The sequence below is a fragment of the Actinomadura rugatobispora genome, assembly GCF_042656285.1.
Lineage (GTDB): Bacteria > Actinomycetota > Actinomycetes > Streptosporangiales > Streptosporangiaceae > Spirillospora > Spirillospora rugatobispora.
In genome coordinates, this window is the sequence record NZ_JBHSON010000065.1 from 21,892 (window position 1) to 38,336 (window position 16,445).

Sequence of the window (16,445 nt, forward strand, 5' to 3'; positions counted from 1 at the left end):
CGGCGGGGGCCGGGGCTCCGCCGCGCAATTCCGCCAATCCGCTTCGTGATCATTTGATTACTGGTAGACACTAGGCGACGAAAAGGCGGCCTTGGCTGAGGCCTGTGGCGGGTACCGGCGGAGGCGACATGGCCCACGGGGGTGCAGGCGGTCCGGGTTCGCGGCCGTGGGCGGGGTCGCCCGCGCTGCTCGCACGCGCCGAGCGCTTCCTGGTCAGCCGGCTGGGATGCGGGCCGGAGGAGGCCCGGCAGTACCTGCGCGGCCTCGTCGGCTCCGGCCCGCCCGCGGAGGCCGGCCGCGGCACCGGGCCGCACGACCCGGTGGCGCCGGAGGAGGGGCCGGGAGACGGGCAGGGAGACCCGGAGGGGCAGGCCGGGCCCGGAGCGGGCGGCGGGGCGGGCCCCGCCGGTGCGGCGGGACGGCCCGGCACGACCGCGGAGGGGCGTCCCATCGTCTCCGCGCGACGGCCCGGCGACGTCAGCGTGATGCTCGCCGCGATGACCGACGGCGCGGCGGGCACCGGCGTGCCGGGCGACTCCGGCGCCGCGGGCGGGCCCGTGGACCCAAGACGCCATGCCGAGGCGGACGTCACCGCAAGCCCCGGCGCGTCCCAGTCCCCTCCCCCCACGCCTCCGCCGGCCGGGCCCGGATCGCCTCCGCCCGCGCCGGGCCGGCCCGCGCCGGTCTCCCAGCGCGGCCTGGGCGACTCCGACTACCTGCGCCTCTCCGAGGAGCTGAGCGCCGCCCGCACGCCGGGGGAGCTGGCCCGCCTGCTGCAGCGAAGGCTCCGGCCGTTCGGCGCCCGCGCGATCCTGCTGGCGGTGCTCGACGGCGACGGCCTGCTCCGCATGAGCGGGGTCGCGGGCGAGGGCGGCGAGCCCGTCGACGACTGGGCGCGCGCCCCGCTGCGCTACGCGCTCCCGCTGATCCGGATGTGCCCCTCCGACCGGCTGCTGTGGCTCGACGACGAGACCGGCGACCGGATGCTCATCTGGGCCTCCACCGTCGGCGGCCTGCGGCCCGGCGCGGCCTGCGACGGGCGCGCGTGCGTCGTCTGCGTCGTCTGGCCCGGTACGGGCCCGCCCGCCGGGGATCCCGGCCGGGCCCGCGCCGAGGCGCTCACCGTGTGCGGGGGGCGGCGGCTGCGCGACCTGGCCGCGCTGAGCGCGCCCGTCGACGACCTCAGCGGCCCCTGGCTCGACTCCATCCTCGACGCGATCCCGATCCCCGCGGCGCTGCTGTTCCCCATCCGCGACCGCGACGGCCGCGTCGCCGAGTTCTACGTCGACCGCTGCAACTCCCACGCCACCGGGCTGATGGGCCGCACGCCCGAGCAGATCACCGGCGGCAGGCTGCTGGAGGCCTTCCCCGGGCTGGCCCTGTCCGGCATGTTCGACGCCTACGTCCGGGTCCTGGAGACCGGCGTCCCGCTGTCGCAGGAGCCGTTCACCTACGAGGAGCCCTTCCACGGCGTGCTGTACCCGGCGGTGCTGAGCCTGCGCGCGCAGCGGGTGGGCGGCGGCCTGCTGGTCAGCTGGCAGTTCCACGACGAGCAGGCGCGGATCGCGGCCCGGATGGGCGACGCCGAGCGGCTGATGAACCTGGGCTGGGCCGAGTGGAACCTGGTCACCGGGGAGATCGCGTGGTCCCGGCGGATCTACGACATCTTCGACCTCGACCCGCGGCGCGGCCCGCTCGCCCTCGACCGGATGGCCGCGCACGTGTACGAGGACGACCTGCCCGCGGTCGTGCGCGCGGTGGCGGCGCTGTCGGAGCGGCGGGCGGCGGCCACGTTCGAGTTCCGCACCCGCCGGGCCGCCGGCGCCCCCCGCCACGTGAACGTGACGGCCGAGCCGGTGGTGGACGCCCTCGGCCACCTGATCGCCCTGCGCGGCGTGGTGCAGGACGTCACCGCCCGCCGCCGGATCGAGGCGGCGCTGAAGACCTCGCGCGGCGAGCTGGAACGGCACCGCCGCCGGGTCGCCGAGGAGTTGCAGCGCGAGCTGCTGCCCGAGTGGAGCCCCGACCTGCCCGGCCTGCGCGTCGCCGTCCGCTACCAGCCCGCCGAGGACAGCGCCCAGGTCGGCGGCGACTGGTACGAGGCGACGACGCTGCCCGACGGCCGGGTGCTGATCGCGATCGGCGACGCCAGCGGGCACGGCCTGCAGGCGGCGGCGCGGATGGCGCAGCTGCGCAACGCGCTGCTGGGCATGGCCTTCACCGGCGCCGATCCGGCCCGCATGCTGGAATGCCTCAACCTGGTGGCCCTGCACGGGCGGGACGAGTACGCGATCGCCACCGCGATCGTCGCCCACTTCGACCCCGGGGAGCGCACGCTGACCTGGGCCCGGGCGGGCCATCCGGCGCCGATCCTGGCCGGCGAGGCGGGGGCGCGGCAGCTCGACAACGCCCATGGCGCCGCGCTGGGCGTGACCCCGGAGGCCGGCTACCGGTCCACCACCACGCGGCTGCGGCCCGGCGACAGCGTCGTCCTCTACACCGACGGGCTGGTCGAGCGGCACACCGAACGGGGCGACGACCGGTTCCGGCTGCTGCTGGACGTGGCCGGGCAGTGCGCCGGCGCCGATCCCGACCACCAGCTGCGGTCCCTGCTGTCGGCGCTCGACACCGACCCCCAGGACGACACCTGCGTCATCGTCCTGCACGCGAAAGGCGGATGACCCGCGCGGGGGGACGGTCAGGTGTCGGCGAGGATGCCCGCGAGGATGTCGCGGGTGGCGTCGCGCGGCGCGGCCTGCACGCTGAGCTCGTTCATGATCTGCGTGTAGTTCTCGACGTCGGGCCGCTTGTCGAGGTAGAGGGCGCTGCTGACCTGCTCGATGTAGACCAGGTCGGCGATCTCGGGCTGGGCGAAGCGCAGCAGGGTGAAGGCGCCCCCGGCGGCCGGATGGCCCCCGGCCTGGAACGGCACGACCTGCAGCGTGAGGTTGGGCAGGTCGCTGAGCGCGATGAGGTGCTCCAGCTGGGCGCGCATCACCCGGCGGCCGCCCAGCGGGCGGCGCAGCGCCGCCTCGTCGATCACCGACCACAGCCGCGGGCTCTCCCGCTGGAGGAGCTGCTGCCGCCGCATCCGCAGCGCCACCCGCCGCTCGATCTGCTCCTGCTCCTTGGCGGAGTGGCGCAGCCCGACGACCGCGCGGGCGTAGTCCTCGGTCTGCATCAGCCCGTGCACGAACTGCACCTCGTAGGTGCGCAGGACCGACGCGGCCTCCTCCAGGCCGATGTAGAGCTCCAGCCAGGGCGGGATGACGTCGTGGTACTGCTGCCACCAGCCGGGCGCGCTGGCGCGGCGGGCCAGCGACAGCAGGCTCTCGCGGTCCTCGTCGGCGGAGATGCCGAACAGCGTCAGCAGGTCGGCCACGTCGCGCTGCTTGAATCCGCTGCGGCCCAGCTCCAGGCGGCTGATCTTGGACTCGGTGGCGCGGATCGCGCGGGCGGCGTCACCGCGGCTGACCCCGCCCTGCTCGCGCAGCCGGCGCAGTTGCGCGCCGAGCAGGATCCGCAGTGCGGTCGGGCCGCCGAGCTCGGTCTTCGACGCCGCCAGTCCGTTCATGCCAGCACCCAGCCTCACCGATGATCGCCGCGAGATCCGGGCGTTCCCGCCCTGGACGCACCGCGGGGACGGCACCGGTCACCGGCGCGTCCCGACGATAGGTCTCCAGTAAAGCCGTGTCGACGGCGACTGTACACGCATCCCGCGCCAATAAAACGATGTGTTCCTTGACGGCGGGGCACAGCGCAGAGCCGCCGGAGCGGTCCATCAGCGCGCCGGGCGATCGAGCAGGTAGTCGAACTCGCCGTCCTTGACGCCGAGCAGGAACGCCCGCACCTCGGCGGGCGTGTAGACCAGGGCGGGGCCGTCCGGGAAGCGCGAGTTCCGGACGGCGACGGCGCCGCTTTCCAGGACCGCCACCTCCATGCAGCTGCCGTCGGGGTTGCTGTGCCGGCTCTTGCGCCAGCCGTCCGCGGGGAGCGCGGAGGCGCTCATGCCGTTGTGGATCTGGGAGGCCATCGCCACCCCTTCCGGCGAACCGTGCGCAGGGTCCATCCGAATTTCGGTCCGCGCATATGTCCCGTTCAGTCCTGTCTTCAAGTCCTCGGTCGTTACGTGATCATAACCCTTCGCACGTGCCGATGACCGTTCTGATCGATTTTCATCCGTTTGAATTCCCATCTGCTCTTGCAGACGCACGTGCATCAAGCCACCATGGCGTTGACAGAAGGCAGGTCCGCCGTCCCCCCGAGGAGATGCCCATGCCCCTGGAACCGCCGTACGCAGGGACGGGCCGCGGGGTGAGCTGAGTGGCCGGAGCCCACGGAACCCCGGCCTGGCCCGTCCTGCCGGACGGGAAAGCGGCGGCTTGCCCGCAGGAACCGCACCGTGCCGCGCCGCCGGAGCACTGGAGCGTCGGCGGTCTGCGGCTCTCCGGCGCGCGGCCCGCGTGCTGGCCGGAACCCGGGCCGGGACGGGACCGGGTCACGCGGCTGGACCTGGCCGCCGAGCCCGGCTCCCTGCAGGCCGCGCGCGGGCTGGCCCGGCGCCGCACGGCCGAATGGGACATGCCCGGCCTGGAGTGGGACGCCACCACCGTCGTCTCGGAGCTGCTCACCAACGCGATCACGCACGCGCCGGCGCAGGGACCGCCGGCGGGCGCCGCGCTGTGCGTGCTGCTCATCGGCGGGCAGGGCAGGATGGCGATCGTGGTGAGCGATCCGGGGCTCGGGGCGCCGGTGCGGCGCGCCGCACCGGCCGTCGCCGGGTTCCCCGGCGAGGCGGGGGACTGCGGATCGCTCCTGGCCGAGGGCGGTCGCGGGCTGTACATCGTGGACGGACTGAGCCGGGCCTGGGGATGGGCCCCGCTGGCCACGGGGGGAAAGGCCGTCTGGGCCGTACTCGATCACGCGGGCTAGCCGCGCGGACGACGGGCGCGGGCACCGACCGCGCTGAGGGCTCCAGGCAGGTGAGGGCGGATGAACGGATTGTGGTACGGCCCGGACGGACGGGCGATCGCCGCGCAGGACGCGGAGCGGCTGCTGAGCGACTGGCCCGGCCGCGTGATCGCGGAGGACGTGATCCCCGCCGGCCCCCTCGTGGTCCTGGTGGTGACCTCGTTCACCGTCATCGCGGCCGCGCAGCGCCCGCCCGGCCACCAGGAGGCGCGCTTCCAGGATCCGCGCCTCCTCCAGGAGCAGCCGCCGATCCTCTGGGAGACCATGGTCACCGTGGAGCACAGCGGCGCGCTGATCGGCCGCTACCGCTCGCGCGGGGAGGCCGAGACCGGGCACGCGCAGATCGTCGCCCACGTGTACCGCCTGCTGGAGACGATGCACCCCGGCCAGGCGCTGGCCGCCCTCCAGCAGGCGCGGATGTGGTGAACGCGCCGGCTAGAGCCTGACGGCCAGCGCGTAGACGCGGGTGGTCTGGACGCTGCTGCCGTTGTCGTCCGAGACCAGGTACAGCACGCGCCGCCCGCCGCCGGTGCGCGGGCCGAGCGCCATCCCCTCGATGTTGTCCAGCAGCGCGTTGGGCTGCGGCTGCTTGGCGGTGGCGCCGGAGGGCGGGCAGGTCACCAGGTCGACCAGCGGGCTCTTGCGCAGCGCGGCGCCGGGCGCGGAGGTGAGCGAGGGGACGTCCGACACGTCCCGGGCGCCCCTGGTGGACGCCCGGTAGATCCGGACGGTGTTGCCGACCCCGGCGGTGAACCCCCGTTCCAGGGCGAGCAGGTCGCCGTCCTGCAACGCCACCAGTTCGACCAGGCCGAGTGAGGGGTCGGTCTGGTAGGCGTACTGGGCGGAGGGCGTGTAGCCGCCGCCGGGCCGCCCCTGGTAGCGGATGATGCGCCGCGGGCCGGGGGAGTCGGCGGCCAGCGGGCCCTCCATGCCCGCGTACAGCGTCCTGCCGTCGGGCGTGGCGGCCAGCGACTCGAACGTCTGGTTGGCGGCGGCCTCACCGGCCGGGGCGACCCGGAACCGCGCGGGGACGGGGAGTTCGGCCACCTGGCGCCCGTCGGAGCGGCGGAAGCGGCGGATGGACGGCTCGGTCTCCGAACCGGCGAGCACGGTCCGGCCGCCGCGCTCGACCACCAGGCTCTCGCCGTCGAAGTCGGCGCCGGTGTAGGCGGTCCCGTCCGGGCGCTTGAGCGTCGTGACGCCCTTCGCCGCCACCTGGGGCCCGCCGCGGCCGAGCCGCAGGGAGAGGTCGTAGAGGCGGGCCGGGGTGGTGCCGATGTTGTCGACGAGCGCGAGCGCCCGCCCGGGGCCGGTCAGGCCGAGCGCCGAGAGCCCGGCGACGGCGGTTCCGTCCAGGTGCGTCTTGTCGAGCGCGTCGGAGAACCCCAGGAGTGAGACCGAGGGCGAGCACGTCCCGGCGTGGTGGCGCGGGGCCGCGCCCGGAGGCGGGGACGCCTGGGCCGCGGGCGCGAGGCCCGTTCCGATGACCGCGAGCCCGAGCACGGGCGTGAGCAGCTTGCGTGACCACATGGGGACCTCCCGGGGACGGCTTCGCCAGCGTAGAGGCGGGCGGAGCCTCCGGAGCCGGTGTCACCGGAGCGGCCGCCGAACAGCGGGTGAACGCCCGGTGCCCCGCGCGCGGGGGAATGGCCTGTTGTAGCGCTTGCCAAAGCATTATGAAAACGCAATGATGAGCGTGTGACGGGCAAGGGCAAGCGAGGAGAGCGCAAGAAGACGGCCGTGCACAACCGGCTGGCGGTGCTCCGGGCGGAACGGGGAGTGTCCCGGGCCGAGCTGGCCGCCGAGGTGGGGGTGAACCCGCAGACCATCGGCTTCCTCGAGCGCGGCGACTACGGGCCGTCCGCGGAGCTGGGGCTGAAGATCTGCGAGTTCTTCGGCCTCCCGTTCGAGGCCGTGTTCTCGCTGCGGCCCTTCGCCCCGATGTCCAGCCAGCTGTACCGGTCCGCGGACCAGGATCCAGGAGGACAGCCATGACCGAGCCGACCGCCGGCGGGCTCAGGGGCCGGGTGCGGCACCACCGCGAGGTGCTCTCCGCCGCCAAGGACGCCACCCCGGAGCAGCGCCGGGCACTCCTGGACGACGTCCAGGACGACAAGGAGGACCGGCGTCGCGCCCAGCGCGCCCGGCCCGTGCCGAGATGGCTCGCACGCCCCGGCGCCCGCCGCGCCCTGGCCGCGATCGCCGTGGTGCCGTTCGCCTGCGGGATGGTGACCGCCTACCTGGCGCCCGAGTCGCTCCCCGCGGTCGCGGCGCAGCTGGCGGGCGCGGCCGGGCTGGTGGCGGGCCTGGTGCTGCTGCGGCGGGCGACCCGGCTGCTGACCGAGGTCCCCGACGGCGACCTCGACGAGCGGGAGCTGGGCGAACGCGACCAGGCCCTCGGCACCGCCTACGCGGTCCTCGCCTGCTGCGTGGGCGTCGTCGCCCTCGCCGCCATCGCCGACGGGCCGCTGCTGGACGCGCGCGCCTGGGAGCCGATGGTCATCGGCACCCTGTTCACGGCGCTGCTGCTGCCCTCGGCCGCCGCGGCCTGGCGCTGGCGCGAGCTCGACGACGCCGACCTCTGAGCATCGGGTACCCCATGGCAGCGCCCCTGCTGCGCCCCGGGTGGCGGGCCGCCGGCGGGGCGGGGGCGGGCGTCGCGGCAGGTCTAAGCCTTGGGGTCGCGGTTGTAGAGCCGCATCGCCCACAGGAAGGACGCCAGCGTGATCCCCGCGCACCAGGCGATCGCGATGACCGCGCCGTTCCCGATCGGCGAGCCCAGCAGCAGCCCGCGCAGCGTCTCGATGGTGGGCGTGAACGGCTGGTACTCGGCGAACCAGCGCAGGCCGGCCGGCATCGAGTCGGTCGGGACGAACCCGCTGCCCAGCAGCGGCAGCAGCATCAGGGGCATCGGGGTGTTGCTGGCGGTCTCCACGCTGTCGGCGACCAGGCCGAGCGCGACCGTCAGCCAGGTCAGCGCCAGCGCGAACAGCATGAGGAGCCCGGCGGCCGCCAGCCACTCGACGGCGCCCGCGTTCGGCCGGAACCCGATCAGCAGGGCGACGCCCAGGACGACCGCCATGCTCAGCGCCGCCTGGATCAGGCTGCCGACCACGTGCCCGGTCAGCACCGCGGAGCGGGCGATCGCCATGGTGCGGAAGCGGGCCACGATGCCCTCGGTCATGTCCATGGCCACCGACACCGCCGTCCCCTGGGCGGAGGCCGCGATGGTCATGAGGATGATGCCGGGGGTGACGTAGGCGGCGTACTCGGCCCGGCCGCCCGACGCGCCGCCGAGCCCCGCGCCCAGCGCGCCGCCGAAGACGTACACGAACAGCAGCAGGAAGATCACCGGCATGCCGACGAGCATCAGCGTCATCGACGGGTAGCGCAGCATGTGCCGCAGGTTGCGGCGCAGCATCGTCGCCGAGTCGGTCGCGGTGAGGCCGAGCGCGGTCATCGGAGGGATCCCTTCACTGCTTCTTCGGGGCGGCCGGTGAGGGCCAGGAACACGTCGTCGAGGTCGGGGGTGTGGACCGACAGCTCGTCGACCTCGACGGCGCGCTCGTCCAGCCGGGCCAGCAGCTCCCGCAGCGACCGGACGCCGCCGTCGCTGGGGATCCGCAGGGTGAGCTCGTCGCCGTCGAGCGCGGCGCCGCCCAGGGCGTCGAGGGCCGCCGCGAGCCGGTCGGCGTCGGCGAACCGCAGCCGGATGTGCCCGCCCGGGATGAGCCGCTTGAGCTCGTCGGCGGTGCCCTGGGCGATCAGCGTGCCGTGGTCGAGGAAGGCGATCCGGTCGGCGAGCTCGTCGGCCTCCTCCAGGTACTGCGTGGTCAGGAAGATCGTGACGCCGCCGGCCACCAGGTCCCGGATGATCCGCCACATGGTGCGGCGGCTGCGCGGGTCGAGGCCGGTGGTGGGCTCGTCCAGGAAGATGAGGCTCGGGTCGCCGACCAGCGTCATCGCCAGGTCCAGCCGGCGCCGCATCCCGCCGGAGTAGGTGCCGGCCATCTTCCCGCCCGCCTCGACCAGGTCGAAGCGTTCGAGCAGGTCGGCGGCGCGGCGCCGGCCCTCGCGCCGGCCGAGGTGGTGCAGGTCGGCCATCAGGACGAGGTTCTCCTCGCCGGTGAGGAGCCGGTCCACCGCCGAGTACTGGCCGGTGACGCCGATCGCCGCGCGGACCGCGTCGGGATCGCGGACGGGGTCGTGCCCGGCGACGCGGATCTCGCCCGCGTCGCAGCCGATCAGCGTGGACAGGATCTGCACCATGGTCGTCTTGCCGGCGCCGTTGGGGCCGAGCAGGGAGAAGATCGTGCCCTCGGCGACGTCCAGGTCGAGGCCGTCGAGCACCACCTTGTCGCCGTACGACTTGCGCAGCCCCCGGACCGCGATCGCGGTGCGGGGCGGAGGGTTGGTCATGCCGGTTTCCTTCGTGATCGTGGACGGGGGGACGGGAAAGCGGGTACGCGGACCGGCGCGCTCGGTCAGGGGCGGTGGACGAGGATGTCGCCGTAGCCGGTGCGGGCGCGCACCTCGACGGTCTCGCCGCCCTCCGGCGGGGCGCCGGAGGTCTCCAGCTCGCTGCGCACGCTGCCGAAACGGGACCTGACGTCCAGCCAGGCGGCGGTGCCCTCGGGGATGCCGATCTCCAGCTCGCCGAAGCCGGTCTCGAGCGTGACCGCGCCGCGCACGGCCTCGCCGATGCGGACGCTCCCGAACGCGGTCGTGGCGCCGACGGCGGCCAGCGCGCGGTCGACGGTGATGTCGCCGTTGGCGGTCTTGAGGCGGAGCTCGCCGGCGGCCTCGCCGACCGTGATGTCGCCGTTGGAGGTCCGGGCGACCGCGGTGCCCTCGACCGCGCCGAGCCAGATCTTGCCGGTCGAGGTGAGGACGTCGGCGTGCCCGCCCGACCGGTCGACCCGCACGTCGCCGGCGGCCGAGCGCAGCTTCAGCCGGCCGGCCCGGTCGAGGCGGATCGACCCGGCGGCGGTGTCGAACGAGCAGTCGCCGAGGCGGCCCTCGCCGCGGAAGTTCCCGGTGCCCTTGGCGTCCACCCGGGAACCGGCCGGCAGCTCCACCGTCACCTCGATCGACGGCGTCCGGCCGAAGAGCGAGCGGAGCGTGTTCCTGGGCGACCGCACGTGCAGCCGGCCGGCGTCGTAGTCGACGCGGGTCTGCTCGGCGAGCCGGACGTCGCCGTCGGCGGACTCGTCGGCCGGGCGGACCTCGACGACGGTGTCGGCGCGGTCGCTCGCGCGGATCCAGACGTGCCCGCACACCGCTTCGATGGTCGCGCTGATCGGGTCGGGCGTCTCGAAAACGGGCATGGCGGAGCCCTCCTCGGGCGTGGCGAAGTCGTGGGGGACGGGAGCGGAGACCGGGACGGGCGTCAGCGGACCCAGCCGGTGCGGTGGTGCCCGAAGGGGGTCGCCGGACCCTGGCCGCCGGGCCGCGGCGGCGCCGAGCCGGCGAGGGCGGCGGACACGGCGCGGACGAGCCAGGCGTTGACCGACAGGCCCGTCAGGGCCGCGGCCTCCTCCAGCCGCGGCTTGAGGTGCTCGGGCAGGCGCAGCGTCACCCGCGAGGTGCGGCCGCCCTCGTCGGGCTCCGGCGCTACCGGCGGCACGGGCGGCTTCGGCGTCGTCGGCGCCCCGTGTGACGGCATAGGTGACGGCTCTTCTGACGGCTCGTGCCAGTATGGTGGCGTCACAATGAAGTCAGGGTCGAGACCGCGCACGCGCACCTCGACCGAGCCCGGCGCCAGATCGCGGGTGATCTCGTCGGCCGCCGCCGAGAGCGCCTCGAGCAGCGCGATCCTGGTGGCGGACTCCAGCGGTGCGGTGAGTCGTTCGGCGAGCGCCCGGGCGTCGTCGCCGGCGGTCCCGGCGGCGGCCGCGAGCTCCCGCCGGATCCTGTCGACAAAGGGCGTGACATCCATGACGCCACTATGACATCAGCATGACGTCAACGCAAGCGCCACTGATAGGCGGATGACGTCATGCCTGATGGAGGGCCGGAAAACGCCGAAGGGGCGGCATCGGCCGTTCGGGCCGGTGCCGCCCCTGGGTGCGCTCGGGCGGGGTGTGACGTCTAGGCGATCCGGCGCGGGCCGTCGCCGTCCTCGACCCGCTGCCAGGCTTGGGCGAACAGGTCGGGCAGGGTGAGGGGCAGGTCCACGGTGTCGGTCTCCACCTTGCTCCGGTCGTCGGACAGCTTCACGCCGAGCAGGTCGGCCTTCCACGTCTCCAAGGGCTTCGCCTTCTTGGCCGCCGCCCAGCCGCCAGGGAGGAAGACGGTCCGTCCCGCGCGCGGCCGGTGGCCCCGGACGACCAGGGACGCGTCCACGAGGTCGGTCTCGGCCTGCTCGTGCCGCGGCGCCTTCCAGGCGTTCCACTTGCGGACGTCGCCGTCGGTGGGGGCGGGCAGGGCGAGCAGCTGGAGGTAGAGGCGGGCCGCGTCCTCGGTCAGGCCGTGCCGCTCCGCGACACGTGCCACCAGGTCCGGGACGACGGCGAGCGGGTCGGGCTCGTAGCGGCCGTCCGGAAGCCCGCCCGAGCCGATCCGCTCGACGATGCGGTCGCACAAGCCGTCCCGCAGCCACTCGAAGGCGCGGAGGCTCTGGTCGGTGAAAAGGGGCTCGGCCGACAGCAGGCGCGCCCGCTGGTCGGTGCCGTCGTAGAGGGCGGGACGGAAGAAGACGTGGGGGATCAGCCCCCGCTTGGCCGGTGCGGCGATGCTCAGCCCGTCGTCCGCCGTCGGGTAGCCGGGGAGCAGCGGGTAGGGGACGGTGCCGAACTTCTGCTGCAACGCCGCGATCGTGTTGCCTATGGAGCTGAGCGCGCCCGCGTCCAGGATCAGCCCCGGATGGGACAGGCGCTCGCGCACCAGCGCGACCGCCTCCGGCACGCCCCCGCGCACCGGATCGCCGGCGGGCAGCTCCGCGTACGCCCACCTGACCAGGCGCGGCAGGGCGTTCAGAACTTCGACGAACCGCCGCTGCCCCTCGCCGCCGGCCCAGAGCCCGTAGTCGGTCTCCTCCAGTGAGGTGTCCACGTCGCGGGTGAGCCGCGCCTCCGACCGCGGATCGGCGAACACCGCGCAGATGTCGGCCGCCGACAGCGACGACCCCGACACCTTCATCGCGGCGTTCAGGGTCTTCTCCGGCACCGACGGGCGGCGTCCGTACCGCCGCCGCCACGCCTCGGCGATCCGCTCGGCCAGCGCGAGGGCGCCGCCGGGCTCCCACAGCTCGGCGGGATCGGCGGGCAGGACGTTCGCGAGCAGGTCGAGCCGCCCCAGCGTCCCCAGGCCCCCCAGCTCGGTCAGGACGTCGGCGGCCTCCGCGGTCTTGATCTTCAGGACCGAGCGCTCGCCGGCGTCCAGGAAGGGCTTGGAGTAGCTGTTCGTGCCCGGGATGCCCGCCAGCGTCAGGGCCGCCGCCGCGCGGCTCATGCCCGTCCCGCCGGCCAGCGCCTTCACCGCGGCGGGGTCCCACGGCATCGGCCCGCGCTCGCGCACCAGCCCGACCAGCGCGCGGAGTTGCCCGGGGCCGCCCCACCCGCGCGGGACGTCCTCGATCTCGGAGATCGGTCCCAGCGCCGGCGGGGTCCCCTCGCCGCGGCGCAGGTCGACGAACCGGCGGCGGGACCAGTTCCCGAAGTCCCAGTAGACGGCGACGGCGGTGCCGTGCTCGTCGCGCGCCGTCCAGTGCTCGGTCTCCGCCACGCCGAGCCGCAGCGGCGCCTCCGGGTCGGCGAACGGCGTCGCGGCCCAGGTCTCCAGGAACGCCAGCAGTCGCTCGCGGCGCTCCTCGCGGGTGGACGGCGCGGCGGCGCGCAGCGCGACGGCCCCGATCCGCCCGATGAACTGGGTCCAGGTGCCGCCGCCGGCGGTGGGGAGGTCCTCGCCGTCGGGGGGCTCGAGGTCCCCGGTGAGGAGGCCGCCGGTCATCGCGATCGTCTGAAGGGTCCCGGCCCTCCACAGGCCCATCGCGTCGATCAGCCCGTAGAGCGCGTAGGGAAGCCGGTCGTCGTCCACTGTGGTGGTCATCGGTCGCGATCATGCCAGAGCCGCGCGGCGGCCGGGGTCCGGATGCGGTCAGAGTGTGGCCGTCTTGATCAATTCCCTGGAGGGTTGGTGGGGTGGGCGTCCGGGTGCGCGTGGCGGGCTGCCGCCGGGCCGTCGCGGCCGTCGCGGCGCTGGCGGCGGGCTGTGCGACCCTCGCGGGTTGCGCGGGCGGCGAGGAGTCCTCGCTGCTGGCCAAGGAGACGCTGGTGGCGGGGGTGCGGCCGGACCTGCCGGGGCTGGGTCTCCGGCGGCCGGACGGCGGATTCGAGGGCCTGGACGTGGACGTCGCCCGGTACGTGGCCGGGCGCATGGGAAAGACCGTGCGGTTCAGGCCGGCGCTGGCGGGCGACCGGGAGCGGCTGCTGCGCGAGGGCCGGGTGGACCTGGTGCCGACGTTCTGGGTGGAGCCCGAATGGAAGCTCAGGCTGGCGTTCGCGGGGCCCTACTACCTGTCGTACCAGGACATCCTCGTCCGGTCGGACGAGCGCGGCGTGCGCGCGGTGCGCGATCTGCGGGGCCGCAGGCTGTGCGCCGTCGAAGGGTCCGGTGCGGCCGAGCAGGTGATCGAGGAGCGGCAGGTGGCGGCCGTGCCGGTGCCGGCGCGCAGCTACGACGAGTGCGCGGCCATGCTCGCGGCCGGCCGGGTCGACGCGATCACCACCAACGACACGATCCTCGCCGGGCTGCAGAAGCGGCAGGGCCGGGGCTTCCGGCTGGTGAACGCCAGGTTCGGGGAGCGGCGCACCGGGATCGGGATGCGGCGCGACGACCCCGCCGGATGCGAGGCGGTCAACAAGGCGATCACCGAGATGTACCAGGACGGCACCGCGGCCAGGCTGCTGGCCAAGTGGTTCGGCGGCTCGGGCATGGACCTGTCGGTCGTGGAGGTGCCGCAGTTCGAGGGCTGCGAGTGAGCCGTCCCCGGTGGACGCGCCCCGCACCCGGCGGTAAGTGAGTTGCCCACGCGACGGCTATAACGATCCGCGTTCGCATCGCTACACACTGTGGGTGAAAGGGGTGATGGCGTGCGTTTCTGGTTCGGACGCCCAGCGGTGGCCGCCGCGGACGCCGCGAACGTGCCGGGGCTGGCGCCCCTGGGCTCGTTCGCCGGCTCGTCCTGGGACGCCAAGTTCAAGGCGGCCCTGTCCTACGCGGGCGCGCAGACCTACCGCCCGGTGATCGTGCTGCCGAACGACAAGATCGAGCTGTCCGGCGGCCCCTACCCCTTCCTGGACGGGCTGCGGCTCTCCGGCCCCCCGGGCGGGGCGGAGCGCGAGTTCGGGTCGCGGGGCCCGCAGACGATCGTCACCGCCAAGGGCAAGCCGCTGTTCTCGATGCCCAAGGACGGCGTCCGGTCGATGTGGATGCGCGGGATCCAGTTCCGCGCCTCGGGGACGGTCGACTGGATGGTCCGCGAGACCGACTTCGCCGGCGGCCCCATCATGAGCGACGCCACCTTCCTGGACGTCGGCTGGGTCGGATTCCGCTCGGTCATGCACGCCCGGCACCTGCGCGTGACGATCGACCGCGCCTACATCAACAACGGCACCGACGTGCAGCTGAAACTCGGCGGCAGCGACAACTACTACTTCACCGCCGGCCCGTCGTACATGTCCGGGTCGCTGAAGCCCACCGCCGCCGCGTACGTCCACTTCACCAGCATGTCCCGCACCCGCGTCGGCCCGCTCTACATCACCCCGCAGCAGGCCACGGCGTTCCGGATCGAGAGCGGTTTCGGCGGCCTGTCGTTCGAGGGCACGATCATCGACTGCACGGGACGGGACAAGGAGACCGCCTGCCAGGGTGCGGCGATCTACGTGCTCTCCGGCGAGGGGCACCTCTTCTCCAACCTCTGGTTCTTCAACTGCGCGACCGATCCCGGCTCCACCGGGCGGGTGGGCGAGAAGGGGCAGGTCTACATCGGCAAGGCCGCCAAGGAGATCGCGTTCGTCGGCTGCCAGTGGTCGGGCGGGGCCAAGCAGCGCGTCTTCACGCCCGCGGGCACGCCCGCGATCTACTGCGCGTCCGGGGCGTCGGGCGTCCGGGTGCGGGCGCCGCTGGCGCCCAACGGCGGCGAGAAACGCCTCCAGCAGGCCACCGCCGGCGCGCTGACCTGCGACGACCCCGGCTGGAAGATCGTCACCTCAAGCTGAGGGGGGCGCGGGCCGGGCGGCGCCACCGGGGGCGCCGCCCGGTGACCCGCGCCGGTTCAGATCCGGGCACGCCATGGTCGTCGGTCCCGCGACCGTCCTCGTGCCCGGCCCTCCACTGTCACGATCCGGTCTCGGCGGACCGCTCGCCGCCCGAGGGTTGACCTGCGGCTCTGACATGGCAGAGTGACACGATGGGCGCCGATGACGCGAGGGGCGAGGCCAAGGGCGAGGTGCGGGACGGGGTCGCGCTGACCAACCTCGACCAGCCGCTGTTCGCGGGGGCGGAGGCGAGCAAGCGCGACCTGGTCGACTACCTCGACGCCGTCGCCGACCGGCTCGTGCCGCAGCTGGCGGGGCGCCCGCTGTCGGTGGTCCGCGTGCTGCGGGGCCAGAAGCCGTTCATGCAGAAGAATGTCCCCAAGTACACGCCGCCCTGGGTGCGGACGGTGACGCTGTGGGCCGAGAGCTCCCGGCGGGAGGTGTCCTACGCCCTGTGCGACGACCGCCGCACGCTGCTGTGGTTCGCCAACCAGCGCGCGGTGGAGTACCACCCGACGCTGGTCCGGGCCGACGCCCTCGGCGAGCCCACCCACCTGGTGATCGACATCGACCCGCCGGAGGGCGAGGCCTTCGCCTCGGCCGTGGCCGCCGCTCTCCTGGTGCGCCGGGCGCTGGCCGACGCGGGGCTGGAGGGCGCGGTGAAGACCAGCGGCGCCAAGGGCGTGCACGTGTTCGCGCCCGTCGAGCCCGCCTCGGCGGTCGACGTGGCCGCGGCCACCCGCGCCGTCGCCGCCCGCGCCGAGCGCCTCGACCCGCGGCTCGCCACGACCGCGTTCATCCGGGAAGACCGCGCGGGCAAGGTGTTCCTCGACTCCACCCGCGCCGGCGGCGCCACCGTGGCCGCCGCCTACAGCCCGCGGATCCGGCCCGGCGTGCCGGTGTCGTTCCCGGTGCCGTGGGACGAGCTCGACCGCGTGCGGCCGGGCGACTTCACCCTCCGCACCGCGGCCCGCCGCATCGCCGAGGACGACCCGTGGGCCGCCCTGATGCCCGTGCCGCGGCCGCTGGACGCCGATCTGGTCGCCGAGGGGCACACCATCCCGATCGCCCGCGTCCAGGCCATGCACGAGGGCAAGCGGCGGGCCCGCGCCCGCCGGGACGCCGGGTCCGGCGACGGAGCGTAGCCGGGCGGTGGAAGGCGCGTCCTGACAGACGCGCCTGACTCCGCGGAGATCGTGCGCGAGTGTGTGCACG

Annotated in this window: 16 protein-coding genes; 8 read left to right on the forward strand and 8 right to left on the reverse strand. The window is 74.5% G+C overall.

Features of this window, described 5'->3' with window-relative positions; translation table 11 throughout:
• Positions 1 to 128 precede the first annotated feature (128 nt).
• Positions 129 to 2,681: a SpoIIE family protein phosphatase gene (locus tag ACFPZN_RS36740; protein ID WP_378287079.1), complete on the forward strand. Its 2,553-nt coding sequence runs from the start codon at positions 129 to 131 to the stop codon at positions 2,679 to 2,681.
• A 17-nt stretch (positions 2,682 to 2,698) separates the two neighbouring features.
• Here the strand turns inward: ACFPZN_RS36740 and ACFPZN_RS36745 are convergent, their stop codons facing one another.
• Positions 2,699 to 3,574, reverse strand: coding sequence for a helix-turn-helix domain-containing protein (locus ACFPZN_RS36745; RefSeq protein ID WP_378287081.1), 876 nt, complete (start codon positions 3,572 to 3,574; stop codon positions 2,699 to 2,701).
• A 207-nt stretch (positions 3,575 to 3,781) separates the two neighbouring features.
• Positions 3,782 to 4,033, reverse strand: coding sequence for a DUF397 domain-containing protein (locus tag ACFPZN_RS36750; RefSeq protein WP_378287082.1), 252 nt, complete (start codon positions 4,031 to 4,033; stop codon positions 3,782 to 3,784).
• A gap of 290 nt (positions 4,034 to 4,323) precedes the next feature.
• Here ACFPZN_RS36750 and ACFPZN_RS36755 point away from each other — a divergent pair, with 290 nt between their 5' ends.
• Positions 4,324 to 4,932, forward strand: coding sequence for an ATP-binding protein (locus tag ACFPZN_RS36755; RefSeq protein WP_378287084.1), 609 nt, complete (start codon positions 4,324 to 4,326; stop codon positions 4,930 to 4,932).
• 60 nt (positions 4,933 to 4,992) lie between these two features.
• Positions 4,993 to 5,397, forward strand: coding sequence for a hypothetical protein (locus ACFPZN_RS36760; RefSeq protein WP_378287085.1), 405 nt, complete (start codon positions 4,993 to 4,995; stop codon positions 5,395 to 5,397).
• 9 nt (positions 5,398 to 5,406) lie between these two features.
• Here ACFPZN_RS36760 and ACFPZN_RS36765 read toward each other — a convergent pair whose 3' ends face one another.
• Positions 5,407 to 6,501: an esterase-like activity of phytase family protein gene (locus ACFPZN_RS36765; RefSeq protein ID WP_378287087.1), complete on the reverse strand. Its 1,095-nt coding sequence runs from the start codon at positions 6,499 to 6,501 to the stop codon at positions 5,407 to 5,409.
• Positions 6,502 to 6,669: 168 nt separating this feature from the next.
• Between ACFPZN_RS36765 and ACFPZN_RS36770 the strand changes: the two genes are divergently transcribed.
• Both ACFPZN_RS36770 and ACFPZN_RS36775 read left to right on the forward strand, forming a co-directional pair.
• Complete coding sequence (locus ACFPZN_RS36770) at positions 6,670 to 6,966, forward strand: helix-turn-helix transcriptional regulator (RefSeq protein WP_378287089.1); 297 nt, start codon at positions 6,670 to 6,672, stop codon at positions 6,964 to 6,966.
• Entirely contained in the window at positions 6,963 to 7,556 is a 594-nt protein-coding gene (locus tag ACFPZN_RS36775; RefSeq protein ID WP_378287091.1) for a hypothetical protein, read from the forward strand. Before ACFPZN_RS36770 ends, ACFPZN_RS36775 begins: the two co-directional genes overlap by 4 nt.
• Before the next feature lie 83 nt (positions 7,557 to 7,639).
• On the opposite strand, the gene ACFPZN_RS36780 is transcribed toward ACFPZN_RS36775, so the two are convergent.
• From ACFPZN_RS36780 to ACFPZN_RS36800, 5 genes are all read right to left on the reverse strand, one after another.
• Positions 7,640 to 8,431: an ABC transporter permease gene (locus ACFPZN_RS36780; RefSeq protein WP_378287092.1), complete on the reverse strand. Its 792-nt coding sequence runs from the start codon at positions 8,429 to 8,431 to the stop codon at positions 7,640 to 7,642.
• A complete protein-coding gene (locus ACFPZN_RS36785) occupies positions 8,428 to 9,390 on the reverse strand; it encodes an ATP-binding cassette domain-containing protein (RefSeq protein WP_378287093.1) in 963 nt (320 codons plus the stop codon). Before ACFPZN_RS36785 ends, ACFPZN_RS36780 begins: the two co-directional genes overlap by 4 nt.
• A gap of 65 nt (positions 9,391 to 9,455) precedes the next feature.
• Complete coding sequence (locus tag ACFPZN_RS36790; protein ID WP_378287095.1) at positions 9,456 to 10,298, reverse strand: DUF4097 family beta strand repeat-containing protein; 843 nt, start codon at positions 10,296 to 10,298, stop codon at positions 9,456 to 9,458.
• A gap of 62 nt (positions 10,299 to 10,360) precedes the next feature.
• On the reverse strand, positions 10,361 to 10,909 hold the full coding sequence (locus ACFPZN_RS36795) for a hypothetical protein (protein ID WP_378287097.1): 549 nt from the start codon (positions 10,907 to 10,909) through the stop codon (positions 10,361 to 10,363).
• Positions 10,910 to 11,061: 152 nt separating this feature from the next.
• Complete coding sequence (locus tag ACFPZN_RS36800; protein WP_378287099.1) at positions 11,062 to 13,020, reverse strand: hypothetical protein; 1,959 nt, start codon at positions 13,018 to 13,020, stop codon at positions 11,062 to 11,064.
• Between the two features lie 92 nt (positions 13,021 to 13,112).
• On the opposite strand from ACFPZN_RS36800, the gene ACFPZN_RS36805 reads away from it, so the two are divergent.
• The 3 genes from ACFPZN_RS36805 (at position 13,113) to ACFPZN_RS36815 (ending at position 16,375) form a co-directional block, all read left to right on the forward strand.
• Positions 13,113 to 13,952, forward strand: coding sequence for a transporter substrate-binding domain-containing protein (locus ACFPZN_RS36805; protein WP_378287101.1), 840 nt, complete (start codon positions 13,113 to 13,115; stop codon positions 13,950 to 13,952).
• Between the two features lie 111 nt (positions 13,953 to 14,063).
• On the forward strand, positions 14,064 to 15,191 hold the full coding sequence (locus ACFPZN_RS36810) for a hypothetical protein (RefSeq protein ID WP_378287102.1): 1,128 nt from the start codon (positions 14,064 to 14,066) through the stop codon (positions 15,189 to 15,191).
• Between the two features lie 191 nt (positions 15,192 to 15,382).
• The gene (locus tag ACFPZN_RS36815; RefSeq protein ID WP_378287103.1) at positions 15,383 to 16,375 is read left to right on the forward strand and encodes a DNA polymerase domain-containing protein; all 993 of its coding nucleotides are present in this window, start codon (positions 15,383 to 15,385) and stop codon (positions 16,373 to 16,375) included.
• Positions 16,376 to 16,445 lie beyond the last annotated feature (70 nt).